19 protein-coding genes, 1 tRNA gene and 2 pseudogenes are annotated in these 24,784 nt (G+C 66.7%); 12 read left to right on the top strand and 10 right to left on the bottom strand.

All coding sequences use genetic code 11. The annotated features are described in order from the left end of the window. The first annotated feature begins 140 nt into the window (after positions 1 to 140). The 3 genes and pseudogenes from ACFVKT_RS31890 (at position 141) to ACFVKT_RS31880 (ending at position 2,924) form a co-directional block, all read left to right on the top strand. Positions 141 to 936 (top strand): annotated as a pseudogene (locus tag ACFVKT_RS31890) (Pr6Pr family membrane protein). A gap of 33 nt (positions 937 to 969) precedes the next feature. After that, positions 970 to 1,043: transfer RNA gene (locus tag ACFVKT_RS31885), tRNA-Pro, on the top strand. Positions 1,044 to 1,679: 636 nt separating this feature from the next. Further along, positions 1,680 to 2,924 carry a hypothetical protein gene (locus ACFVKT_RS31880; protein ID WP_385738003.1) on the top strand — a complete coding sequence of 415 codons (1,245 nt, stop codon included), beginning with the start codon at positions 1,680 to 1,682 and terminating at the stop codon, positions 2,922 to 2,924. On the opposite strand, the gene ACFVKT_RS31875 is transcribed toward ACFVKT_RS31880, so the two are convergent. After that, a complete protein-coding gene (locus tag ACFVKT_RS31875) occupies positions 2,854 to 3,696 on the bottom strand; it encodes a PE-PGRS family protein (RefSeq protein WP_385738001.1) in 843 nt (280 codons plus the stop codon). The genes ACFVKT_RS31880 and ACFVKT_RS31875 overlap by 71 nt on opposite strands. Before the next feature lie 131 nt (positions 3,697 to 3,827). On the opposite strand from ACFVKT_RS31875, the gene ACFVKT_RS31870 reads away from it, so the two are divergent. The 3 genes from ACFVKT_RS31870 (at position 3,828) to ACFVKT_RS31860 (ending at position 7,628) form a co-directional block, all read left to right on the top strand. After that, positions 3,828 to 4,316, top strand: a complete 489-nt coding sequence (locus ACFVKT_RS31870) for a hypothetical protein (RefSeq protein ID WP_385737999.1) — start codon at positions 3,828 to 3,830, stop codon at positions 4,314 to 4,316. Between the two features lie 477 nt (positions 4,317 to 4,793). Further along, a complete protein-coding gene (locus tag ACFVKT_RS31865) occupies positions 4,794 to 6,647 on the top strand; it encodes a DUF5635 domain-containing protein (RefSeq protein WP_385737997.1) in 1,854 nt (617 codons plus the stop codon). A 351-nt stretch (positions 6,648 to 6,998) separates the two neighbouring features. Then, positions 6,999 to 7,628, top strand: coding sequence for a restriction endonuclease (locus ACFVKT_RS31860; protein ID WP_385737995.1), 630 nt, complete (start codon positions 6,999 to 7,001; stop codon positions 7,626 to 7,628). Between the two features lie 314 nt (positions 7,629 to 7,942). Here the strand turns inward: ACFVKT_RS31860 and ACFVKT_RS31855 are convergent, their stop codons facing one another. The 3 genes from ACFVKT_RS31855 to ACFVKT_RS31845 form a co-directional block, all read right to left on the bottom strand. Further along, positions 7,943 to 9,463, bottom strand: a complete 1,521-nt coding sequence (locus ACFVKT_RS31855) for a LacI family DNA-binding transcriptional regulator (protein ID WP_385737993.1) — start codon at positions 9,461 to 9,463, stop codon at positions 7,943 to 7,945. Positions 9,464 to 9,511: 48 nt separating this feature from the next. Beyond that, positions 9,512 to 9,868 (bottom strand): helix-turn-helix domain-containing protein, encoded by a 357-nt coding sequence (locus tag ACFVKT_RS31850; protein WP_385738286.1) that lies wholly within the window; start codon positions 9,866 to 9,868, stop codon positions 9,512 to 9,514. A 97-nt stretch (positions 9,869 to 9,965) separates the two neighbouring features. Continuing rightward, complete coding sequence (locus ACFVKT_RS31845) at positions 9,966 to 10,223, bottom strand: helix-turn-helix domain-containing protein (RefSeq protein WP_382874177.1); 258 nt, start codon at positions 10,221 to 10,223, stop codon at positions 9,966 to 9,968. Between the two features lie 483 nt (positions 10,224 to 10,706). Between ACFVKT_RS31845 and ACFVKT_RS31840 the strand changes: the two genes are divergently transcribed. The 5 genes from ACFVKT_RS31840 (at position 10,707) to ACFVKT_RS31820 (ending at position 16,117) form a co-directional block, all read left to right on the top strand. Further along, positions 10,707 to 11,627, top strand: coding sequence for a hypothetical protein (locus ACFVKT_RS31840; protein ID WP_385737991.1), 921 nt, complete (start codon positions 10,707 to 10,709; stop codon positions 11,625 to 11,627). Then, a complete protein-coding gene (locus ACFVKT_RS31835) occupies positions 11,624 to 12,322 on the top strand; it encodes an ATP-binding protein (RefSeq protein ID WP_385738284.1) in 699 nt (232 codons plus the stop codon). Before ACFVKT_RS31840 ends, ACFVKT_RS31835 begins: the two co-directional genes overlap by 4 nt. 81 nt (positions 12,323 to 12,403) lie before the next feature. After that, entirely contained in the window at positions 12,404 to 13,735 is a 1,332-nt protein-coding gene (locus ACFVKT_RS31830) for a hypothetical protein (protein WP_385737989.1), read from the top strand. A 32-nt stretch (positions 13,736 to 13,767) separates the two neighbouring features. Beyond that, entirely contained in the window at positions 13,768 to 14,406 is a 639-nt protein-coding gene (locus tag ACFVKT_RS31825) for a MobC family plasmid mobilization relaxosome protein (RefSeq protein ID WP_385737987.1), read from the top strand. Position 14,407: 1 nt separating this feature from the next. Next, entirely contained in the window at positions 14,408 to 16,117 is a 1,710-nt protein-coding gene (locus ACFVKT_RS31820) for a relaxase/mobilization nuclease domain-containing protein (RefSeq protein WP_385737985.1), read from the top strand. Positions 16,118 to 16,263: 146 nt separating this feature from the next. On the opposite strand, the gene ACFVKT_RS31815 is transcribed toward ACFVKT_RS31820, so the two are convergent. From ACFVKT_RS31815 to ACFVKT_RS31800, 4 genes are all read right to left on the bottom strand, one after another. Beyond that, positions 16,264 to 16,665, bottom strand: a complete 402-nt coding sequence (locus tag ACFVKT_RS31815; protein ID WP_385737983.1) for a hypothetical protein — start codon at positions 16,663 to 16,665, stop codon at positions 16,264 to 16,266. Between the two features lie 89 nt (positions 16,666 to 16,754). Beyond that, positions 16,755 to 17,309, bottom strand: a complete 555-nt coding sequence (locus tag ACFVKT_RS31810) for a hypothetical protein (protein ID WP_385737982.1) — start codon at positions 17,307 to 17,309, stop codon at positions 16,755 to 16,757. A gap of 225 nt (positions 17,310 to 17,534) precedes the next feature. Beyond that, positions 17,535 to 17,993, bottom strand: a complete 459-nt coding sequence (locus ACFVKT_RS31805; RefSeq protein ID WP_385737980.1) for a hypothetical protein — start codon at positions 17,991 to 17,993, stop codon at positions 17,535 to 17,537. Between the two features lie 105 nt (positions 17,994 to 18,098). Next, positions 18,099 to 18,848, bottom strand: a complete 750-nt coding sequence (locus ACFVKT_RS31800; RefSeq protein ID WP_385737978.1) for a DUF317 domain-containing protein — start codon at positions 18,846 to 18,848, stop codon at positions 18,099 to 18,101. Positions 18,849 to 19,038: 190 nt separating this feature from the next. On the opposite strand from ACFVKT_RS31800, the gene ACFVKT_RS31795 reads away from it, so the two are divergent. Next, positions 19,039 to 22,974 (top strand): FtsK/SpoIIIE domain-containing protein, encoded by a 3,936-nt coding sequence (locus ACFVKT_RS31795; protein ID WP_385737976.1) that lies wholly within the window; start codon positions 19,039 to 19,041, stop codon positions 22,972 to 22,974. 45 nt (positions 22,975 to 23,019) lie between these two features. On the opposite strand, the gene ACFVKT_RS31790 is transcribed toward ACFVKT_RS31795, so the two are convergent. After that, positions 23,020 to 23,523, bottom strand: a complete 504-nt coding sequence (locus ACFVKT_RS31790; RefSeq protein WP_385737974.1) for a very short patch repair endonuclease — start codon at positions 23,521 to 23,523, stop codon at positions 23,020 to 23,022. Positions 23,524 to 23,989: 466 nt separating this feature from the next. Further along, positions 23,990 to 24,764: pseudogene (locus tag ACFVKT_RS31785) on the bottom strand (site-specific integrase); the annotation flags it as partial. Positions 24,765 to 24,784 lie beyond the last annotated feature (20 nt).

Raw genomic sequence — 24,784 nt, 5'->3', positions numbered from 1 at the left:
GTCTGAACGAGTCCCCGTCTGAACGAGTCCATGTCTGAACGAGTCCATGTCCATGTCCATGTCTGGACGGTCAGGCCGATCCGTAACCCACCCAGATGACCCGTATCGCCCGATTCGTCGATCCGCTTTAGCGTGGGGCCATGATCGCCCCGATCCCCAAGGACATACCCGACCTCCCCGCGATACCGGGTATCCCCGCGCCAGCCCCCTCCATCGTCCCCGCGACGGCCGTGGTGGCTCCCCTACGCCGCCCGCTGGTGGCGGCGTTCCGCACCCTCGTGGCCCTCGCGGCGGCGACGGGCGTGGCCATCGACCTGATTCTGGGCAGCCCGTTCCGCGTGCTCAGCTACTTCACGATCCAGAGCAGCCTGCTCGTGGCGGTGGTCCTCGTCGCCTCGGCCGGGCGGGCGTGGACGGCTCGACGACCGCTGCCCGGTGCGGTGACGGGCGGCACCCTGCTGTACATCTCGATCACGGGCCTGGTCTACCACCTGATCCTGGCGAACGAGTCCAGCGTCTTCTCCATGACAGGGGAGGTCACCCCGCCCACCGGCTGGCAGGCGGTGGCCAACCACCTCCTGCACACGGTGACGCCGATCGCGGTCGCGGCCGACTGGCTCCTGCTGACGCGCCCCGCCCCACTGGCCCTCCGCCATGCGGTTACCTGGCTCCTCTACCCCATCGCCTACCTGGCCTTCTCCCTGGCCCGCGGCGCGATGATGTCCCCGGGAACCCCGGCGCGCTATCTCTACCCCTTCATGGACGTCGACCGGCACGGCTACCCCGGCGTACTCGCCAACGCCTTGCTCCTCGGCCTCTCCTTCTACGCCCTCGCTCTCCTCCTCGTCGCCCTCGACCACATCCGCCCCGACCCGGTCCGTCGCCGGGTCAGACGCCCCGAAAACCGGATTTCGTCTCCAGCCACCAGTGGGCTAAAGTAAACGACGTCGCCGCCACGGCAGCGACAATCGGGGTGTAGCGCAGCTTGGCAGCGCGCTTCGTTCGGGACGAAGAGGTCGTGGGTTCAAATCCCGCCACCCCGACAGCTGTAACGCCAGGTCAGGCCCGGTGCTGAGAGATCAGCACCGGGTCTGATTTGCGTTGTAGCCCTGTTTTGGGAGCCATTTGGGAGCCAACTGGGTGTGATCTTCGGGATCCGGCTCCCGGGTTGGCTCCCGAGGAGCGGCGTTCCGACTCCTCCCAGCGCGCTGTACGCCTCGCGCCCCCCAATGAGTCACTGCACGGCTTGTGCTGGGCAGACCTGAGACGGTACGACGATCACCATGCACCCTTGGTCTCCGTTGAATGACCGGCAGCTCGCGCTCCTCACCCGCATCGGGGGCGGAACCGATCCCGTCACTTCTGACAGCCCCGAACTCGCAGTCACGGCTCGGGCGCTCAGGGACCGGGGCTTGGTGACCATGCCCAGGAAGAAGGGGAGGTGGCAGGCGGAGATCACTGACGCGGGTCGCTTCTATCTGGAGCACGGTCACCATCCCGACCGTCCGGAACTGGCTCCACGCAAGCCTCGCGCGGCGACGTCTGAAGCCGAGACGCCGGTTGCCGCTGACCCTCGGCAGGAGGCCGATCCTCCGACGGAGACGAAGCCCGTATCGAAGCGTGCCGTACAACCTCCGCGCCCGTCGCCGGCGGCTGTCGGGCCAGCGCTCATCGCGCAGGTGCAGAAGGCCGGACGATTCCTTCGGATCCCGGACCCCAGTGCCGAGGAACGGGCTCGGTATCGCAGGGCGTTCGACGCGGCGCGGCAGTGCGCTCCGGAGGGGTATCACCTGAAGTACAGCGGGCGGGCGAAGGGCGACTTCTTCCTCGGCCTGCTCCGGGTGACTGGTGAGGACGACACCGAGTGGAATCGGATCCGTTTGGCGCGCAGCCGTGTGATCACCGACGTCGAGGACGTGCTCGCCGCGGTCACCAAGGACCACAGCGCCTTCGAGATCTCCGAGGAGGTCCTGCCGAGGGTGCTCGCGCTGCTCCGGCTGCTCGCCGAGCAGGCTCTCGCGCGGTACGGCGAGATCGCGGTGTCCAAGAAGCGCAGGCAACCCAGGCCGCTGCTTACCGTCCACGGCAGGACGTACGAGGTCAGCTTCCGTGAGCGGCAGAAGCAGGTCCGGTACGTCCCCAAGCAGCCGGGCCGGCGCACGTACGACTGGCAACGGGTTACCCCAGCCCACAAGTTCGAGCCGTCCGGCGAACTGGAGCTGCTGGTCAGCGAGAACTCGGGTTACAGCTACAGCTACGGCTGGAAGAAGGAATGGGCCGACACGGCCAAGAAGCCGTTGGAAGAGCAGATCGCCTCAATCTTCCGGGCGTTGAAGGCACGCGCGGAGGAGCAGGAGCGCGCCCGGCTGGAACGGGAGGCGGAGCAGCGGCGTCTGCGAGAGGAGCGGGAGCGGCAGGAGGCCGAGCGCCGACGGCTGGCGGCGGAGCAGGAGGAGCGCGAGCGGCGGGAGTGGGAAGCCGCGGTAAGTGCGGCTTCGGTCAAGGCGGTTCACGCGGTACGGGCCGAGCACTTCGGCACGGCCCTTGAGCAGTGGCGGGCCGCGGGTGAGATCCGGGCGTTCTGTGCAGCGCTGGATGAAGTCGCCGCCGCGTCGGGAGACGTCCTCGAAGTCGAGAGGCTGCGTGAGTGGTCGGCTTGGGGGAACACGGAGGCCGATCAGCTCGACCCCACGACGAACGGCAAGGGCCTGGCCGCCCGCGACTTCAACGTGGAACCGACGAAAAAGCAGCTGCGACCGTTCCTCGACGGCTGGCGGCCGGACCGGCCGGAGAAGGAGAAGCCTCCGGCTCAGCCAACTCCTCCGAAGCCGGAGCCAGACCCGTGGCGCGGCGTCATCGACGCACATCAGGATCAAGGGTGGCGATATGGACGCCAAGGTCGCGCTCAATGGTGGAGGCGATGACACCGTGACCACGGTCGCGAAGGGCCTTTACGGCCTTCTCGACCAGCTCTCCGAGCCGGATGACCTCCGCGCGTAGGGCCACCAACTCGTCGTAGCGATCGGCCTTGTCCTGGCCGCACCACGCCCGGACGGTTCGTAGGACGGCGGCTTCCGCGTCCAGCTTGCGTTCGTCCCGTCGGCTGTAGGAGTGCCAGGAAGGCTGGGCACGCTCCTGCTCGATGTCCTGTTGCTTGCGGTCCACCTCCGGGAGGATCTCGTCGGCGAGGCGGGCTGCCACGTGGCGGGCGACGCGCTCGGTGACCGGCCACCCGGCCAGGCACATGCCGTGGCGGTTTTCGTAGACCATGGTGTCGCTGCGGAGTTCGGCGGCATCTATGCCGATGAGTGGTGCCGTCTCGTCAAGGCGACTCAGCTCCAGAACGCCTGCGTCCGCCACTGTTCGGCGCAGGCGCAGCCTGTTCTTCGGGCGGACGAACCCGAGGATCATGCGCGCCGCCTCAAAATCCGTGCTGCCCCGGACGTGGCGAGAGGACTCCGCCAGCGCCAACTCCGCCGCATCATCCGTTCTGAAGGACTCGACGTCACTCCACGAGGCCACCAGGCAGGCGAGGCTCACCCACTCCTGCAAGCCAGTCTCGTCACCGTCCAAGAACCGCACGTGTACGTGCCCTGATCCTCCAGAGCCGCCGACCCGGACGATCTCCACCTGGCGCACCGCGCCACCCAGCTCCTTCGGTGCGGCCCGATACGCCCAGCGTTCCCCGGTCTCCATACGTCCATTGAGCCAGGTCGACGACACCGCCACGCGCCAATCAACGGATCTGAGGTATGTCTGGTTTCCACCGTCCCCTCGGCAGAAACCTGAGAGAAGATCACGGTCAGCGTCTCCCGGGGGGATCTCAAATGACTGACCAGCACAACCGCACCTGCGGGCGCCCGACCCGCTCCGGGAACCCATGCAAGGTCCGGATATCGGGCTCGGACGTGGCGTGCGGCACGCATGCCACGGAACAGGACAAAGCCGTGGCCGAGGCTCACCGACGCGGGTGGAGCGAAGGCTACAAGTCCGGCAGCGAGAGCAGCGCAAGCTTCTCCAGATCTCGGATCGAACGGCTGGAACAGCGCGTCAAAGAGCTCGAGGAACAGCTGGACGGTGCGAAGCGTGTGTACGAGATCGACGGCCATCAGGTTGTGGACGTCGGTGGATACGCCTACCGCTGGCGCGGCAGCACACCACTCGAGGTCGGCGACCGGGTGCTGCTGCCCGAAAACTACGTGAGCCGCATGAAGAACGGCCCCGGCCCCACCCTGGGTGTGGTGAGCAAGCTCGGCACCACCTATCGCGGACCGCTGTCCGACATCGTCAGGCGAGCGCCAGCAATGGGCGAGTAAGACAAGAGTGCCATCAGCTGGGTCGTGCCCCACCGAATGATGCGATGGGGATTGCCTCTCATGTCGCACCTGCACCAAGCCGCAGTGGCCTGACCTTGCTGAGTTTTTGTGCCGACTGGAACAGGGACTTCGTCGAGCACCCGCACCCGTCTCGGACCAGTGGGTGTGACGCAGGCCATGAGGTGCGAGGCCCGTGGCGATCGGGAGCGAGCAGGCATCGGTCCAGTCGCTGGCGCCACGCCCCCGGCTGGGCCGCCCGGCCGTCACTGACGAGCGCCCATGTACCTGCACTCCTCACGAGCGCTGGGTGCTTGACTCCGTCAATCGGCTCCCGCAGGGCCGGGATGATCGCAGGGCTGACGCACACCACAGATGCCAGCTTGGGTGCCCGGCAAGCGCCGAAGGCAACCAGCCAGCCAACTGCGCACTGCTCGACTGCATCACTTAAAAAGCAACAAGCACCGCACTGACTCCTAGATGCTTTACTTTAGGCACCCACTAAAGTGCAACGAGAGGTCACGAGGCACACCGATGTTGCCCTTCAGTCCCGAGTCAGACTTGGTTACAGCGCGTGCCCGACTGCGCGCACAGGTTGATGGCGTACTACAGAAACTGCGCGCCGGGGTGCTGCCTGACGAAGCTGAGCGTCAGCACGTCGACTGCAAGGAGGAGGCCGGCCGCCGCGGGACAGGAGGCGTGCTGCTGCCCGGCACCCCACGCAACCTTGCTGCCGCCGACCAGCTAGCCAGCGAAGTTGCTTGCCTCGCCAATACGCCAGGCGGCGGAGCTTTGATCGTTGGTGTCGAAGATTCCACCGGCCGTTTTCTAGGCGCCGCACTCGAAGAAGACTGGCTTCGGCACAGGATCTACGAGCGGGTAGGCATTGCCCCAGCTGTGGAGGCCATCACGATTGACGGAATGCGCCTTCTGGTGGTCTACGTAGCCGAGGCGAGGGAGCCCGTCGAAGACCTGAAGGGCCGCATCCGATGGCGAGCGGGCGGCCATTGCGAGCCCGTCGACCGCGCAGAGTGGTGGCTTCACCGACAGAACACCACTGGTCACGACCCGATGGCATCGGTTACTGACCACTCATATCTTGAGGTGTCTCCCGGCGCCGTCGCTGCTGCCCATCGCTACCTTGACTCGTCCGGATCACTCTCGAGGCAATCACGCCAAGGATCCGTGCGGGACCTGCTGAGCTCCCTGGGCGTTTTGCGCCCCGACGGCAAGCTGACCCAAGCAGGGGCTCTCACATTCTGCCCTGCCGACAGAACGTACCTCTCACTATCCGTAATCGATGTAGAAGGTGGCGACGTGATCTCGCCTCCGCCTGACCTATCAGGTCTTAGCCTGCTGGAACAGGTCGCGGCAGTGGAGGACCGGCTTGACGCGCTGAATACCTCCCTGCGCTTGGAAGGTCGCCCCGGCTTCGCAGTCACCTCCGTTCGCCGCCTTCCTGAGGGCGCCGTACGTGAGGCAGTCCTGAACGGAGTGGTACACCGCGACTGGATGCAACCCGACCCGGTAGTCATCACATGGATTGACGCGGACTCAGCCGTACAGGTCGTGAGCCCTGGCGGCTTCGTTGGCGGGATGAACGCAAGCAACGTCCTTACCCAGCGCTACGCCCGATATCCCGCTCTGGCAGACCTCTTCAGGGCACTTCACCTGGTCGAGAAACAGGGCTTGGGCGTCGACCGCATGTACCGAGACATGGTCTCCCTCGGGCATCGCCCCCCGGTCCTGGTAGAGGAAGAAGGTCCCCGAGTACGTGCACGACTAACCGGTGGGCGTCCGGTTCTACCGGTGATGAACCTCGTTACCCGGATCCAACCAACGATTCGCCAACGCGACGTCCGCGTGGCACTGATCGTGTACACGCTTCTCCGAGAGCCCTTCGTTACAGCCGAGCGGCTCACAGGCATCCTTCAACGGAGCGCTGATGAAGCTGCAGAGGCTCTCGAAACAGCAGCGGAATGCCTGGTAGGTGACGCACCTCTACTGACCCACTACAAGGACGTTTGGGCCCTTTCGAAGGCTGCTGTATCAGCCGTAGAGACCGTTGCAGATCGGGACGAGCTCAGACGCCGTGGCGTGCTTCCCTACCTAAAGCCAGACATCACGGGTGCCGAAGCCGTGGCTCGCGAATGGCTCTCCGACCATGATCGCTACACTTCGGGCGATCACGCCACGCTCACAGGGCTTACTACCACCGGCGCCCGGGGCCAACTGGAGCGATTGGAGCGAGATGGACTGCTCCTACGCGGTGAAGGGGCAGGGCGAAATTCCCATTTCGTTGCTGGGCCCGGCCTCAAGCGAGCCACAGAGTGAGAAGCCGTTGGGTTGTCAGACCCGTCGTGCATGCTGGGTCAGTCACCAACCTGGGGAGGATTCGTGCCTGGCATCCCTGCCACATTCCTGTCGGGAGGTTCTCGGACTGGTCGGGAGAGCCGGCCGGGGCCAGAAGAGCACGAGCGCTTCTGCACCACGTGCGTACTGTGCGGTGCCCCTCTGATACCTGGTCGACACAGGTTCTTCACAATCGGTGCGGAGAATGGCTGGCCGCTCGCCTGGCACACTCCGACCGAAAGCACGACGTGCGTCGCGGGGGTCAATCCCACCCCGGTCACTCTCGCCGCGCTCAAGCCGGGCGACCACATCATGGGGCCAGGCGGAGTACCGATGCTCGTCCACGAGTGCAGGCGGATTCGCAAGCCGAATCAGGCGCCTTACTACCGACTCCGCACAGGCAGTTCCGCGCCAGTGTACGTGCACCGCGCACACTTCTTCCTCGTCCCTGGCCTCGACGAATTGGCTCGTCTGAAGGCCCAGCCCGGCGCGAGTCAGGTGGACCTGTTACCCGACGACGGATTCCTCTTTCCCACGTTCGACTCGCTAAGTATCAGCCTGGCGAGGATCGACCGCCTCGCGCCAAGCCAGTTCGAGCAGTTCGTGTCTGGACTCCTCGAGCGATCAGAGTGCTCGATCACTCGACGGGGTGGTCGGGCCAACGACATGGCGGCTGACATCCTCGCCACCAACCGGGATGGGGTCTACATCGCGGTCCAGTGCAAACACACCCGAACAGGTCGGAACGTCGGCGCTGCGACCATGTACGAGGTGAATGGCACAGCCGCCCCTGAACACGGGGCAAGAGTGGCGCTCGTAGTGACTAATGGAGGTTTCACGAGGTCAGCGCTGGCCTTCGCAGACAAGCACGAGATTCGAGCCGTCGGCAGGGACGACCTCGCGAAGTGGGTAGACGGGGCGCTAACCCTTGCCGACATCCTTGGCGAGGTACCCACCAGCTAGTGACGGAAAGGTATCGGGGAGCCGACTAGCGCCGAGGAGAGCGCCTGGGCTGTTCTTCGAAGGAACGCACGGTGAGTTCCCGTGGGGAACAGCGTTCTCGTTCCCCGACACCAAGCCCACCAACAGGCCCCTGTCTTGGCGACCTCTCCGAAACTGCTGGAACGGAACGCCGTAGTCCATGTGCTGGCCACACACAAGTAGCCGAGCCCTCGCACGGCGGAGCAGATGTGTAGTGGACTGGTCGTGCACGTTCACCAGGCTGCACAGACTCTGCGATTACCGCAGTGCCCCGCAACACTGTTGCGGGGCACCGTTTAGATGCTGTGGGCGACCATGCGTGCGCGCAGGAGATCGTCGAGGACGCGCACGGGTGACGCGGGACACATTGTCAGCCGAGCGTCGAGCGCCATCTCCCACTGCTCAGTCAGTCCGAGCATGAGGCGCTTGCGCATGCCCGGGGTGACGTGGGCGTAGCGCGCTGAGACGGAGCCGTCGATATGGCCCATGCGTTCGTCCATGAGGACCTTCTCGGTGCCCAGGTCCTCCATCACGGTCCGGTGGGTGTGCCGGAGACCGTGAGGTGTGAGGCCCTTGGCGATCGGGAGCCAGCAGGCATCCGCCCGGTCGCCAGCGCCGCGCCCTCGGGCCGGGACGCCGGGCCACGGTTCGCCGAGCAGCGGTACGGGGCGGGGCTCCTGTGGGGCCTTCTTCGGGTACCAGCCGGAGACCGCCGGGGTGAACAGCCACGTCGCAAAACCGTTTCGACGCCAGTGTGCAGCGTGCTCCGACACCGCTCCGCCGCGCACGAACCCCAGGTCCGCGATGGCCTGTTCCACCTTCGCCCGCTTGGCTGCCGTCACCCGGTCGGGGTGGTTGAGCACGTTGGACACCGTGCCCGTGGAGACTTCGGCACGGCGTGCGACGTCGACGAGCTTCGCGCCCTGGTGGCCGCCGGTGCGGGCAGTGCCCTGGCCCCGGAAGACGTAGGTCTTGCCGTGACACGGGCAGGGTTTCGGCTTCGTGCGGGCGACGTGGTTGGAGACCAGGGCCAACAGCCAGCACATCGCGTCGATGGTGCGGTAGCTGTCGTCCTTGGGTGGGCAGCGCACCAGCTCGCCGGTGTCGAGTTCGTACAGCTGCCATTCGACGCGAACGGCTCCGGGACGAGCGAACTCCGTCTCCAGGCCGACGATTTCGCCCCAGCGCATGCCGGTGTACCCCTTGAGGACGACGGCTACGAACTCGTCGTCACGGCCGGAGAGCAGGGCGGCGCGCTCGGCGGTCAGCAGGATTCCGAGCGGGTCGGTGACGACCTTCTCCGGGCCGCGGTCGCGGGAGCGGCCGGCGCGCTTGCCGCGTCCGCGTCGCCTGGCAGCTGGGTTGGACGTGATCAGACCCTCGTCGATCGCGTCCTCGAAGATCAGGTGGAGCGTCGAGCGCCAGGTCTTGACGCTGGAGGCCGCGTAGACGGCCTTCTCCTTCTTCTCCCACAGGTCGACGTCCGTGCGCAGGATGCCGGCGAGCGCCTTGTCCTCGAAGTCAGGGAGCAGGTGCTCCTCGATGTGGCGCTTGTAGTTCTGCATGGTCGAGGCGGCCAGGTCCTGGGCCTCGTACCAGCGGTTCGCGTACTCGCCAAAGGTCTCCTGGCCGAGTGCCGGGTCGCGCCAGTCACCGCGCCGGTACTTGTTCTCGGCCTCGCTCGCGGCGCGCTGGGCCTCCCCCTTGGTGGCGAACCGGATCGCCTTGCCGGTGTCGTCGACCACCGTGAGGTGCTTGCCGGGCGCGGTCTTGTACCGGCCGCGCCAGTAGTTTCCGCGCTTCTCCGCGAAACCCAACTTCCGTCTTCCTCCCCTGTTCTCGGCTTGTGACTGGGCGCGGGCGTGCTACGCGACGGTCTCGTACTGGGTACGGCGCGGCGGTCGGGCCCGCAGACGCCCTGACGTCGGAGCCGTAGTCGGCCCAGGAGGCTGGGCGGCACGCGTTCGTGCAGCGGGAGGTCTTGTTGCTGCCGGACTGACCGCCGCGGGGCTGGCGGATCGCCTCGGGCGTTCTTCGTGGAGGCGCACGATCTCGGCGAGGTGCGCGGCGGTGAAGCGGTAGGCGCGGCCAACGCGGGTGTGCGGGATGAGTCCGCGTCGGGCCCGGTCCTTGACCCACCAGGCGGAACAGCCGAGGGCTTCGGCGATTTCATCGGGACGGTAGAGACGGGGCAAGGGGGCACCGCCCTCGGTGACGGGCAGGCGTCGTACGAGGGCAGGGGGTATGTCGGAGTAGTGCAAGAAGGGCGGGTCCTTACTGAGTGGAGCGTGCTCTGTCAGCGGCGCTGGGCTGGCCTCGTCACGTGGCGGTCGGCCTCTGCAGCAGGACGAGAGGCGAGACGAGGAGGGCTTCGGCGATCGCGACGAGGTCGTCGGCATCACATCGGCGTTGGGCGCGTTCGATGCGGGACAGCATGGTGTTGGACATCGGGTGGCCGAGGGCGGTCACGCGGCCAGCCAACTGGCGTTGTGACAGGCCGCGTTCGGTTCGGAGGATTTCGATGGTGCGCGCCGCCCGTATTCCAGCGGGTCCGACTTCCAGTGAGCGTGGGGGCATGGCTCCAATTGAAAGGTGCATTCGCCGGTTTGGGTAACCGGCGATCGTGGTCTATGTTGCGCTCGCGTCGTTCGCCGAGATGCGGTTCCCTGGGGTCGGGAAGGGACACGGAACAGCACATCGATCATGGCGTTGACGTGCGGTGTTGTGTTGTAGCTTCCCCGTCTGCGGCTCGTCAACGGCTTGCTGATGTGATGCTTCTGGCTCGGCAGTCCGGGCAACTATTTGGTCAACCGCCGATCGTGCCTTACGGTTTTCCTCCCGCCCGCCACCCAGCCCCATTTCCCGCAGCTTTCTGCCGTGAGAGATTGCGCCGGATAGGGCTGGACTTGCGCAACGGGGGTGTGGCTATGTTGACGACACCCCCGGAAACGCAATCGCTTCTCCGCGCGCGTCCGCGCCAACACCCCCTCGAATCCCACCCCGACCGACGGTGAGCCGTGCCGTCCACGCACAGGCCACCGAGTGAGGACCGCCCCGCACTTGGCACGAATCCGCACCATCAAGCCCGAAGCCTTCGTCTCCGAGTCCCTGGCCGCCGTCTCCCTGACCGCCGAGCGCACCTTCCTCGGCCTGCTCACCCAGGCCGACGACCAAGGCCGCCACCGCGACCACGCCGCGATCATCGCCGGACAGTTGTGGGTCCTACGCCCGGAACACACCTCCTCCGACGTCGAGACGGACCTCGCCCAGCTCGCCGACACCGGACTGATCTGCCGCTACAAGGGCCCGGATCACAAGCGATACCTCCACGTCGTGACCTGGCACCAGCATCAGAAGATCAACCGGCCCAGCAAAAGCCGCCTCCCCGCCTGCCCGATTCATGACGCCTCTGGCGCTGCCGCACCTGCCGTGAGCGACGGTGTCGTGGAGTCCTCACTGCCGCCTCATGCAGTCCTCCCTGAGGGCTCCGGCGAGGGACGTGAGTCCGCGCTGAATCCGGGGCGCTATAGCGAAGCCACAGGTCAGAAGCGCTTCACGGAGTCCTCCGTGAAGGATCAGGGAGCGCTCGGTGAGGCGGCAGTGACGTCTCACCGTCCGGATCTAGGACCTAGGACCATGGATCTAGGAGATATCCCTTCGGGGGGCGCAAGCGCCCACGCGCCCGACACCGTCTCGGCCAAGCAGCTCCTTGCCGAGTACATCGCCGCGTGCAACCACCGCCCGCCGGACGCCTTCCTGAACCATCTCGGCAAACAGGTGCGCACGCTGCTCGACGAGGGCATCGCCCCCGCCCACCTCCGGGCCGCGCTCGAACGCCATCGGGTCAAGGGCCTGTCCCCGGGCGTCCTGCCGAGCCTGGTCCACGAGGTCATGAACGCCGCCTCCTCCGCCCCGCCCGCCGCCCACCGGGCGTGGACGAACCCCACCGACGTCGTCGCCGCCTACGGAGATGAGCTCTGACCGCCACCCTCACCCGCGCTCCCCAGCCCGTCGGCGCGATCACCGACCGGCTCAACACGATCCTCGCCAACCGCGGCATCGACCCCACCACCGCTGCCGCCCACGAGCCGGCGCCCGAGACCGTCACCGCCCTGGAACTCGCCGACGCCCGCATCCCCGCCCGCTACCGCCGCGCCCTGGCCGACCACCCCCAGATCACCACCTGGGCCGACCAGATCGCCCGCGCCGGACGCCCCGGCCCGACCGGACCGGGCATCGCCGAGGGCCCGTCACTGCTGATCGCCGGCCCTACCGGCACCGGCAAGACCCACCAGGCATACGGCGCGGTACGCGCCCTCCTCACCCGAGGTGTCCGCCTGCGCTGGGAGGCCACCACCTCCGCCGACCTCCACGCCCGGCTCCGCCCCCGCGCCGGCCACGACGGCGAACGGGAACTGCAGACGCTGGCCCGCTGCCCGCTGCTGCTCCTGGACGACCTCGGCGCGGCCAAGACCAGCGAATGGACCGAGGAGCTGACCTACCGGCTCATCAACCACCGGTACGAGCACATGCTCCCCACCCTCATCACCACCAACCTCCCCACCGCCGAGCTCCGCACCGCACTCGGCGACCGCGTCGCCTCCCGCCTCGCCGAAATGACCGAACGCGTCATCCTCACCGGCCCCGACCGACGCCGCACCGCGCCCGCCGCCTGAACGACACGCGCGCCCTCACCGCCCCGCCCGTCCGCGCTTCCGCATGCCCTCGAACGCGCGGACCCCTTGGAGAGCCTCTGCATGACACCTGGCACCACCACACTCATCAACGCCAACGGCATCGGCATGCCCGCCTTGCCGCACTGGCTCCCTGCGCCTGCGGCTATCGCGGCCCTGCTCGTCGTCGCGCTGTCCGCCGCATGGTCCCTGCAGCGGTGCCTACGGAAGCCGAGCACTGGAAAGCGTCTTAGCACCGCGGCGATCCCGGTCGCCGCCATCGCCGCGATCGGCTGCACCGCCTACAGCGCGGACACCAGCTGGCGCTTCGCCGCCGACTACCTCGACATGGGCAGCACCATCGAGCGCGCCGCGATGTTCGCCGCCGCTGAACTCGCCTTGTTCGCCAGCGCACTCATGGCCCGGCAGAACCTCAACGGCCCGAAGCAGGCGCCCGGCGCGCCCGGCACCCTCACCTGGGTAATCACCGGCGTGCAGATCGTGCCTGCCTACGCCGAGTCCGGCCTGGTCGGCGGAACCGTGCGTGCCGTCGTCGGCCCGGTTCTAGCGGCTGTGCTCTGGCACCTGGCCATGGGCATCGAACTGCGCCACCGCAGCCCGCACGCCGACTCCCGCAGCCTGACCGCCGTCCTCACCCGACAGGCACGCGAACGGCTACTAGCTCGTCTGGGGATTGCCGACCGGGACGCGGATGCCGCCCGGATCATCCGCGACCGCGCCCTCGACCGGGCCGTCACCCTGATCCTCCGGGCAGAGATCATGCCGCCCGACAAGCGCACGAAGTGGCGAGGCCGGCGCCTCACCCGCCGCCTGCACCAGGCTCTGGAGCAGGCCGATGTCGACCGCGACGAACGCCAGGACGAACTGCTGCTGCGCAAGCTCGCCACCCGCCAACAGGTCACTGCCCTGGCCTCCAAGCCATTGCCCGCGCGGTGGCCCGAACCCGCCACGCGTACGAGGGGCGGCTCCGCGACGGCCCACCCGCGGGCCACGGCAAGAGAGCGGGCAGAAACTTCGGGCCGCCCGCCCTCCAAGGTCGCGGGCGATGATGCCGCCGACGGGGCAGCCCGTCCCCAGCCCGAAAACCGCCCGCAACAGCCCGCCCGCACCACCGTCGGCCCGGAACGAAAGCCGGGCGAGGAGCCGCCGAGCCACGACCAATGGACGGCCTCGCGGGTGGAGTCGAAGCGCCCGGGCCCCAAACCACGCGCGACACGGGACCTCCTCAACGAGTACGCCCGTGACCTCCACCGCGAGCACGGACGTCTCTCCCGTGACCTGCTGGAGGAAGCCGTGCGCAAGGACGGCTACAGCGTGGCCAGCGACACCGCCGGCGAGGTGGTCCGCACCGTCAAGGCCGAGCTGCCGACGGCGCCCGTCGGCCACCCACGCTGAGACCACCCCCAACACCCAAGGAAAACCACTCAATGCACGACTCGCACAACGAACTCCCCACCCCCCAGGAGGGGATGATCACCGGCCTCGACAGCGCAGCAAGCAATGGCGATGGACCGTCCACAGGCCGGTCCATCGCGGACTCCTCCGCCCCGGGGGTGGCGGAGGAGCAGCTCCGGCACGAGGGCGTGCCGGAGCAGGAACGGGTGGGCACCGGCAAACAGCCGCGCGATCCCTCCGTTGGGGCCACACAGCGTGCGCCGTACCGCCGCGCGAACCTCGATGCGCAGCGCTCCGAGCACGTCACCGCGCGCTTCGCACCGCACGAGAAGCACGACATCCAGTCTTCGGCGAAGACCTCTCACGTGACCATGGCCCGCTACATTGCCGACGCCACCATGGCCCGCGTTCGCGGTGAGATCACCGTCGCTGCCGAGCGCACGATCTACGACGATGCGGTCGACGAGCTCGCCGCTATGAGGGCGCAGATCGCCCGGATCGGCAACAACGTCAACCAGATCGCCCACCGCCTCAATGCGGACGGCGATCCACACCCTGTGGACGCCGCGATCCTCCACCGGGCGGACCGTCTACTCACCACCGCCCACGACACGGTCCGGGCGATCGATGACGCCGCCTTCCGGGCAGCCGGGCAGAAGTGGGCGGTGTGAGGTGATCGCGAACATCGTCAAGCCGGGCAACCGCACCTACGGCGTGCTGGCCTACCTATTCGACAAAGGCGACGCCAACGAACACACCGACCAGCACATCGTCGCCTCCTGGGACGACTTCGTCCCCGACCCTGGTCCCTGGGACAGCCCTGGCCACAAGCAACGGCTCGGCCAGCTCACCCGGGCCCTGGATCTTCGGGTCAAGCAAGCTGGTGACAAGGCATCTGAGGGGCACGTGTGGCACTGCTCGATCCGCGCCGCGCCCGAAGACCGCATCCTCACCGACGCCGAGTGGGCCGCCATCGCCCGGCGCGTGCTGCACGCGACCGGCATCGCACCCGACGGTGATCCGGACGGCTGCCGGTGGGTTGCTGTGCGTCACGCGGAGGACCACATCCACATCGTCGCCACCAAGGTGCGCGGTGATCTGCGCCGACCGCGGAACTGGAACGACTACCACCGCGCCATGAACGAACTCAGAGCCGTCGAGGACGACTTCGACCTCACCCGGGTTACACATGGTCCCGAAGCTGCTGCCGGCACCTCGGCGGTCAAGCGCTCCACCCGGGCCGAGGAGGAGAAGGCCAAGCGCCTGGGTCACGACAAGACCGCGCGTGAGCGGCTGCGGCACACCGTGCGTACCGCGCTGTCCCACGCGAACGATCTGGACGAGTTCTTCAACCTGCTCGCCGATGCCGGACTCCAGGTCGAGACCCGCACACTGCCCTCCGGCGACCTTCAGGGCTACAAGGTCGCCCTGCCTGACGACGGCACGCCCATCTGGTTCTCCGGCTCCAGCCTCGCCACCGACTTGTCCCTCCCCCAAATCCGACAGCGCCTGGCCGCCACCGAGGCACAGCCCACCCCAGCCTCATCAGCCCGCCAGCACCGCCCCAACTCGTGGCACGTGGCCACCGCTGCCGCCGAACGCATCCCCCACCACCTCGCCCACGCCGAAGACGGCGCCGTCCAGGCCCATCTGACCGTCTTCGGCGAAGTCCTCTACGCGCTACCCGCCCACGCCCTTGCTGGCCCCAAGGCCGAACTCCACCGTGCGGCTGTCGCCTTCGAACACGCCGCCCACACCCGCGCCCGCGCCGACCACCAGCACGCCCGCGCACTGCGGGGCGCGCTGAAGGCCATGCGCTACCAGCCTGCAGACCACACCGCGCTGGCCATGTTCTTGGACGCCGCCATCCTCGTCGTCCTCGCAGTCCAGCGCCACAGCGCACTGCACCACCACGACCGGCAGGTGGCCGCCGCCCGTCAGACGCTCACGCACCTGCAAGCCGCCTACGACCAGATAGCCCCCACCAGCCTCGCCGCACTCGCCAGGCACAATCCCTCCGACAACACGGTGCGCCGGTACGCCCGAACCCTGCACGAGGTACTGCCTCGCCACGCCGAACAGATCCTCACCGAAAACGCCTGGCCCGCACTCACCGCCGCCCTCGCTGCCGCCGAAGCCGCTGGCCACAACCCGGCCACCGTCCTCCAGCAGGCAGCCCAGCACCGCCCCTTGGACGACGCGAAGTCAGCATCCGAAGTCCTCGTCTGGCGCATCCAACGCCTCGGCGACCGGCACGCACCCGGCCCCGACGCACGAACCGCGCAAGCCCGTCGCCTTCGCACTCAGACCCCCACACTGACCGATTCCGGGCTCCCGGGCGCGTACACGCCGCCCACATCCCGCCCAGGACAGTCCCGCTGAGCAGGACCCCCTGACGCGGAGGCCACAAGGAACGACACCGCGCGCAGCCACGAACCGACACGAAGCGACGGATCGTAGCCCTACATGCCCGGTTACCGAAACCGGGGATTCTCCGGACCCTATGTGTTGCCCAACCGCCCCATCCCTCAACAAGGAGCACCCGCATCCTCCTCATCGAACCCCGCCGGCACGTCGTCGCTCAGCTGTGCGGCGCGTACTTCAAATACCACGCCGGCACCAAGACCTGGCGCCACGACGATGGAGGCCCCTACACCAAGGCGGAACAGGCCGCCGCCCTCGCGCCCACCATCAACGAGGTCAAAGAGGCGAAGAAGCAGATAGACCGGTACCACGAGTACCTGCAGACCTGGCTCGAAGCCCCCGAGGTCCTGGACCGCTTCCTCGCCCCCTTCCTGGACCAGCTCGACGAGCGGTCCTTCGGCAAGGCCATCCACATCATGAACAAGAACGAGCGGTTGAAGCTCCAGCGGCTGGTCAACGCGGCGGCCGAACCTGTCCGTCCGTTCTCCCCTTACGCCTTCTGACAAACGGCGGCACCAGCCGCATCCCCAGATGACGAAGGGGGCCGGTGACCGGGAAACATCCCGGTCACCGGCCCCCTTCACTTGTCCCGGAGTCACCGTGTCCGCTGAACTTTGTCAACGGCCTTCGCCAGGTGCGCGTCGACAAGGCCCGGCGAGCCGGAAACGACCACGACCACTGTCCCAGTGCGGACGGCCGTCTGCTTGACGATGCTGCTGCGCCCACCGGAGGAGAAGGTCAACAACTGACTCCACCGCTCGTCGCCCAACCGAGCGGCGAGCGCCTTCCGAGCCGTGACCGTGACGGAGGTACTGCCGCCGAGGACCCGATACGTGGAGCAGGAGGTCATCGCCTCGAATATCCGGGCCACGCCCTCCGAGAGTCTGGTCTCGGTGTCGCTGTACAGCTCCTCGGACACCTCGGAACCGCCGTCACCGACGTAGGTGAAGGACACTTTCGCCCTCTGGGCGAAAGTGAGGCTGCCACCGACTGCAGCCTCGCCATCGAGCTCCTCCAGCGCCGGACAGCCGATCACGGAGACGTCATCGTGGCGCTCCGCACGCTGCGGCTGCCGGACGTAGCCCTCACCGAGATCCCTCTCGTCCAGGAGCCGCTCCACCAGCACGGATGAGGACAGTGGAGCGGGCACCGAAGCCCTCTCGCCCTCTGAACTCGCCGAGAGGGCCGTCGAGGGAGGGGGACCGACGGAATCAGCACTGCCGGTCGAACAGCCTGTCAGGGCGAGGGCTGTGAGGCTGAGGACGGTCGTGGTGTGAAGGCGCATTCGACCCCTTGGTGATCTGGGGAGCGGACAGGTCGACCAGGCCGGCCCTCCGAGCGCCGACAGGGAACGGGGCCGAGTGGATTCCGGGGTTCAGTGGCCAAGATGGCGCAGCCCGTCCTCAAGGGTGGGGTGCCAGTGGTCGGCCGGACCGGCGTGGCGGTTGTACCAGGCCGCGTCCAGGCCAAGCTCCCTCGTCGTGTGGCCGGCACGGCACCGCAGCCACACCGAGTCGTCGCGCATACAGAGGACAACCCAGTGCCGGTATACGCCGCACTCGGGACACTCACGTACCTCGCCGTCGATGACGAGCGGCTGGTCCCAGGGCATCATGAACCCGGCGACGTCCTGGCGGGACGGCGCCCTGAATTCCGGCGGAAGGAGGTCGGAGTCCAACGCAGCCTCCGTGGCGTCCTGGGCGGTAGCGGCGGCCGAGCCGGGTGCATCGGGCCAGGGCATGTCGGTGTGTATCTGCAGCAGCGCTTGGCCCGCACGCTGGACGTCACGGAACTCACGGTCGGTGCCAGCACGTCGCCGGAATATTCGGAACATACGGGTCTCCTTCTCTGCCACTCGACAAGTTCGGGGAACGGTCCGTTCAGGGGAAATCGGCGCTCGACAAGGAGCAGCACAACAGCCGCTCCTGGGCGCGGGGCGTCAGCTGCGGCGGACAACCATGAGCCGGCCCTCGGCGCCGCTGGGCAGGGTCCGGCGGGACACCAAGGCCGGCGAAGCCAGAGAGGAGGCAAACGCGGCGACCAGATCATGGGGAACGCCGGCGCTAAAGCTGGCACTCCACAAATATGGGGCCCCGAGAACGGGTTCCGCCCACGCCTGCCACCCCATCAAGTCCGTGCGCGGATCCGCATCCTGGACAAGCGGCGGCTGCAACCCCAGGGAGACGGTGGCGGAGAACCCGGGGTCCATGGCGGTGGTGTGGGGGCTGTCCAGGTCACGGACCCAGCCTTGGGCACCGAGCGCGCTCAGGACGGTCTCGGGCCCTTCGAAGCCGATGTCGGGTGCCTCGCGGGCGTCGATCGCCACGAGGAGGTCGGCGAGTGCCTCATACGGGATGCCGACGGTGAAGTAGGCATTCCACTCCGCCATCGCAGAGTCGGCATGCGGGCGGGCGCTCAGCTGCCAGGCCACGGGCAGTCCGCCCAGTTCGAACGGGTAGGCCGCGAGGATCCACTCGGCACCGCACAGCTCGTCCGGGCTCACGTACAACAAGGTGTCGCGGGAGGTGGGCCACATGCGCCAGCCGAGGCCGGTCAGGGTGGTCCCGATCTGCTCGGCGAGCGCACTGTCGTCACCGGCCAAGTGGCGCGGGGTGACCCAGTACAACGGCTCCTGCGAGTCGGGGCGGAGAGGGTCGCTGGGATGGTGCGGGTACAGGGGCGCCTCCATCGGTTCCGGGGGGGTAGGTGTTCTGGCGAAGCGTTGTACGTTGGCATGGCTTGCGGCCGGGCACCAGTCGTTTCCGGGGTTTTCCTGTCTGCCCCGGGCGAACTGGAAAGAAAGTGGACGCATTTACCCTCGTACGCGGGGTGGATCACCCTCACTCTGCCTGTGCACGGGAGGGTCAGAAGGCATGACGATGAGCGAACAGACCGCGTTCGACTCCGCGGCGGCCGAGAGCATTCTGCGTAGAGCTTGCGTCCTCGCGGGGCTGGACCCCGACGGCGTGGAGATGCTGCGACTCGGTGACCATGTGGTGTTCCGCATCGACGGCGGGCGCTTCGTCTCCCGCGGACTTGAAGGCAACCAGGAAGCCGGGCGGTGGAGCCGCTGGTTGTTCGCTTTCCTGTACGCACGCACCCTGCATGACATCCAGGACTCCACCGGGCTTCGCCTGACTTTGGAGGTGAAAGGCTGCCTGCTGGACGTGACGAAGCCGGCCGTGTCGGAGGCCCACGAAACCCAAGAGCCGTTCGACCTGAACACCGAGTGGGCACCTTTGCGCATCCTGGTCGAGATGGACGGCGCCGCCCAGCGACGTTTTCGCTGGGACCCCCTGGGTATCCCCGGGCAGATAGCCCTGGCAGCCCTCATCGACAGCTGGCGAAACCCCCCAGGCCATACCAGCGATCTGACCTTCGACACCTTCCTCGAGAAGTTCAACGACCCCCGGCAATGGCAGGTCGACGAGCCTGTACCTGTCCCTGAACCTCATTTCGCCGGCCGGTTGGAGCGCCTCAAGCGGAAGCACTTCGAGCGGCTCTCCGAAGGGCTCGACGCCGGGAACATCAACGATTACGTACGCGAGTGGGAAGGAATCCTCCGCGAAGCTCGCACCACCCTGGTTCCCAACAACGCTCCGGACGAAGACCTGAAGGCCGTCGTCCTGACCGACGTCGTCGGGCTGGCCGATCACCGCATGATGATGCTGGCCACCCACCCGCTGAAGCTGCGATGGCTGGCACGGAACTACACAGAGATCGCCCGCAGCATTGAGACCGCCCTGAACAAAGATGGAGGTCTGAGCCTCAACCAGGAGAACGAGGATCTCTTCTTCGACGCTATCGACCGCATCTCCCCACACGGAACACCAGCGGTCCTCGTCGGGCCGGGCGGCACGATCGCCATTCCGATGCGGGAATCAGCCGGACACGAAGAGTACGCACCGGTCCGCCATGGCGGCAACGAGTCTAAGGAATGGCTCTCCAGCGTCGACGAGACTGCGATCGATGAGATGGTCCGCGTCATCAGCGACTATCTGACGACCTACCCCCACAAGCTCGACGGCCTCCGTGTACTGCTTCTGGACCGCAACGGCGATCCCGTCCTGCCAATGCGCGTGGCCAAGCAAGTACGGGCCAAGAACCCTCGTCTGAAAGTTGATCTGGTCGTGCTGGCCCCTCAGGCCACGCATCACGAGATCATCCAGGGTTTCGACTTGCAGTTCTCCGGCGCGGAGATGTCCGAGGACAGCTTCCTCCCCGACGTTCAACTCATCCTGCAGGCTTGGGAGCCCAACCAGAAAGCAGACCTGGCAGGGCTGGAAGACACCATTGACCTCGTCCTGGCTCCGGCACTGTTCGGCACCCAGACCAGTATTAAGGAAAGTACCAAGAAGGAATCCTTGTCGGGCTTCTTCAACCCCTGGAAGCACCCAGCATCACACAACCTGGCTCAGACCAGCGAGAATGTCGTGAGAGCGTTGTTGCCCGAAACCGCCGACGAGGCTCTTGAGTCTTGGTCCACCTTGTGCGTGCGCTACGACCGCCGTTCCCCGGTCTCCCGGGAGAGTGTCGACGGCATCGACTACTTCGAGATGCAGGTGCAGTTCGACCAGCATCAGGACCTGTTCGCCGATCTGCACCGCGTGGCCCACTGGGTCGTCACCCTCGACAGCTTCATCGGCCGTGAGCAGATCGATGCACTGCGCAACCGCCCTGACGTCATTCTCGTCAAGCCGAATGTCGGCAAGAACGAGTCGTACACCCTCATTGTCAGCTCGCAGACCGGTCGGCAATTCGTCGTCCAGCGACTGCGACGCCGCCTGGAGCAGATCGGTGTCGTCACCCCGCGGGACTCCGAAGGCACCGCCAAGCGGATCTACGAGATCGGCCGCAACGTGGCTCCTGGCGCCGTGCTGCGCTCCCTCGGTATCGGCACCACAGTCAACGAAGTCGTCGGCCTGGTTGCCACACGGTTTGTCATCGACCAGCAGTTTCCCGTCCCTCGGCAGGGCACGAGCCTCGTCACCTGGATTAGCTTCGACGAGCACCATCGCTGGTTCGGCCGCGGACACAAAACCCGTGCCGATCTGGGCCGGTTCGTGCTGACCGTCCAGGACGACGGCACGGTTCGCCTGGATGTCCTGGTCGCCGAGTCCAAGTTCCGCCAGACCTTCGACGTCGGTTCGGCTGAAGAACAGCTCAACCGAACCACCGACCTGTGCAAGGACGCTTTCCGCTCGGACGGCGAAGCTCGCCATGACCGTCCCTTCTGGCTGGACGAGCTTGCCGCCGCAATCGCTCAGACCAGTGGAAACGCCCTGGACGCGGCAGACCTTCCAGCTCGCACCTTGATCGGCAATGACGATCACCGTCAGGTCGAGGCGAAGGTCCTTGATGCCCTGCGCTCCGAACAGGTCCAGCTCGGTCAAGTCACCGGCATTGCCGTGGCCGTCTCAGCCGAGGACGATCAGTCAGCACCCGCGGTCGGACGCCTCGGCAAGCACATCCTGGTGAGGCTGAACAAGCACGAACTGCTCAACCTCATCGGCGCTCTGCGCGCCAACCAGGACCCCACCAACGCCGGCCCGCTTGTCGTGTCTGAGGACCACATTGGGAACGTCCCCGATACTGGCGTCGAGACCTCCTCAGCAGGAATTGCCGCCGAACTGCCTACTCCGGAAGAACCGGCGGCGCCTGTTGAAGTTGTCAGAACAACTGCTCTAGCAACCACGCCGAGCACGGTAGTTGTGCCTCCCCCTGCCACAGAGGTAGATCCTCTCCCCTTGAAGGCTCATCGCGGTGGCCTCTCCGAGGAGGAGCTGAGGCTTCGATACAACAAGGTTGTCGACGTCTTCGCCCGCCACAAGGTCGTAGTGACCGCCCCGGAGGTGGGCAAATGGCAGGAAGGCCCGGGCTTCTACATCTTCCGGTTCATCCCCAACCCTGGGGTCACCGTGGACAAGCTGACCAACCGACGCGACGAGATCTTCCTGGCCCTGGCACTGCCCTCCGGGTTCAGCATTCGTACCCGCAGCGACCGCGGCTCCGTGCTCTTCGAGATCCCCAAGATCGACGACGAGAAATACGGGGTCGACGCCAAGGCGCTGTGGCAGCAGTGCCCGACCGACCCCGAGAGCCTCATCGCCCCCCTTGGCGCCGACATCGAGGGCAACCCGGTCACCATCGACCTGTCCTCCGCGGACTCACCGCACTTGCTGGTGGCCGGCACTACCGGATCAGGAAAGTCCGTCGCCCTGGACACAATCCTCAAGGGCTTGGTCCGGTACGACAGGAGCACCCTGCGACTCCGTCTCGTTGATCCCAAGGGCACCGAGCTTGTCGACTTCGACGACGACCCTCACCTTGATGGCATGATCGGTATGGACGCCGCCGACGCCATCGAGATTCTTGAGGAAACTGTCGAAGAGATGGCCGTGCGCTACAAGGACATGAAGGCGATCCGCACACGCAAGCTCGTCGAGTACAACGCCAAGGTCGCCAAAGCAGACCGAAAGCCCTGGATCGTCATCGTCCTGGACGAGTACGCCGACCTCACCAGCGATCCCGAAGAGAAGAAGAAAATCGAAGCGCTACTCAAGCGCCTCACACAGAAGGCCCGCGCTGCCGGCATCCATGTCATCGCAGCCACGCAGCGCCCGAGCGCGGACGTTATCTCGACGACCATCCGCTCCAACTTCCCCGCCCAACTCGCCCTGCGGGTCAAGACCGCGACCGACAGCCGCATCATTCTGGACGAGACCGGAGCCGAAGCTCTGGCCGGACAGGGCGATGCCTTTCTACACACGGCCAAGGGCACCGTACGGCTGCAGGTCGCCTACGACGGGAGCTGACCAGGCCCCCGCCATGGCTGACCGCTGCCGCCAGCGACGCGGCGGTCAGGAGGCCTTCCTCGCATGCTTCGAGGTTTCGGCCTCCTGCCGCCGGGCGGCAACTGCCTCAATGACGGTGACGGCACACGCCTGTGGTTCGAGGTGCTCCCAGAAGCGGAGCACCAGCCAACCTGCCTCCGCGAGGCGGTTGTCTGTGTCCCGGTCTCGCTGGATGTTCCGGCCGATCTTGTCCTCCCAGTACGGCCGGTTCGTCTTGGGCATCACGAAGTGCTCCGGGCAGCCGTGCCAGAAACAGCCATCGATGAAGACTGCCACCTTCACAGGGCGGAAGACCATGTCGGCCGTGCGGCGCATCTTCGGGAGCGGCTTTGCAGCCACCCGGTAGCGCAGTCCGGCGGAGTGGACAAGCGAGCGGAGGAGCAGCTCGGGTGCGGTATCGCGATACCGGTTGCCGAGCATGCTCCGCCGGTTCGCGGCCGACGACGCCCACGACCCTTCCGGCGGTGTCCACAGCTCCGCTGGTGCTTCTAGTTGTCCTTGCTCGCTCATATCTCCGACAGCTTAGAGACGGCTTCCTCCGGGTCATCCGGCTTGGCGAGGACCCATTCCTGTCCGTCCAGCTCTATTCTCGATGCTTCCCCTTGGTGGGACGGGCGGCCGCAAGCCTCGCACTCACCGACTCGCCTGAGCTCGGTACGGGCAACCAGCGCGCTTCAGCGATCCGGCAATGAAGTAGTCCATGCTGTTGCCATAGGCGAAGCCTGATTCCCGCTGGGAGCCATCTGGGAGCCGATCTGCTCCCCAAACCCCCTCCACACCGCCCGAGACCTACCGGGACCACCTACCTGAACTGCGCAAACACAATCCAGGCAGGAAAGATCATTAACCGAACCTCATTCGGGACGAAGAGGTCGTGGGTTCAAATCCCGCCACCCCGACAGCTACATAGCAGTTCAGAGGGCCCTTACCGAATCGGTAAGGGCCCTTTGGCGTTGCTGCGTGTCTAACTGCGTGACTACCGCTCCTGCGTGCGTTTGAAGATGCCGTCCATGACCACGGCTCCGGTCTGGATCACGGGCCGGATCTGCTTCCGGTACAACTCCTCAGTCACGGCCGTGCCCGAGTGGCCTACCAGCCGGGAGATCTCCTCCAGCGGGACGCCCCGGTCGGAGAGCAGCGACACGAAGCTGTGCCGGAGCTCCCGAGGCGTCCACTCGTCGACGTTGATCCCGTCGACGTCCTTGAGCGCCTGGCGGAAGGCGCGCCGGACGTTGGGCGCATCGAGCGGCTTGCCTACGGCCGAGGAGAAGACAATTCCGTGTTCCTCCCGCTTGTCGTCGGCGGCGAGCCGTTCCCAACCCTGGTCCTCGAATTGCTTCCAGAGCGCTTCGACGCAGCGCGCCGGCAGGGCGAGTGTGCGTCGGGATTTCCGGGTCTTGGTGTCCCCGCCGCGCCGGACCGAGCGCCACACGGCGAGGTGTGGAGGCTGAGGCGGATCGGCGTCCGGCCTGCCCCTCAGAAAGACGTGGTCCCAGGTCAGCGCTCGCAGCTCCTCGGTGCGGGCACCGGTCAGCAGGGCTACGAAGTTGTATGCGTACATAGAGGTCCCTTCAGCCCCCTTCAGTACGGCCTCGGCTTGGGCGAAGGTGAGTGCCTTGGACGGCCGCCCCGCCTTGCCCTGGGGTACCGAGCACAGCTCGACAACGTTGCGCTTCACCTTGTCCCGGGCCACGGCCCCGCTTGACCGAGCGGTTCAGGCGGGAGTGGAGCGGCGGGAGAGTACGAGTGGTTCGCCGGGTTGGTGTCGTGG

The sequence above is a fragment of the Streptomyces sp. NPDC127595 genome (assembly GCF_042671685.1).
Classification (GTDB): Bacteria; Actinomycetota; Actinomycetes; order Streptomycetales; family Streptomycetaceae; genus Streptomyces.
This window is presented reverse-complemented; position numbering and strand designations above follow the sequence as displayed.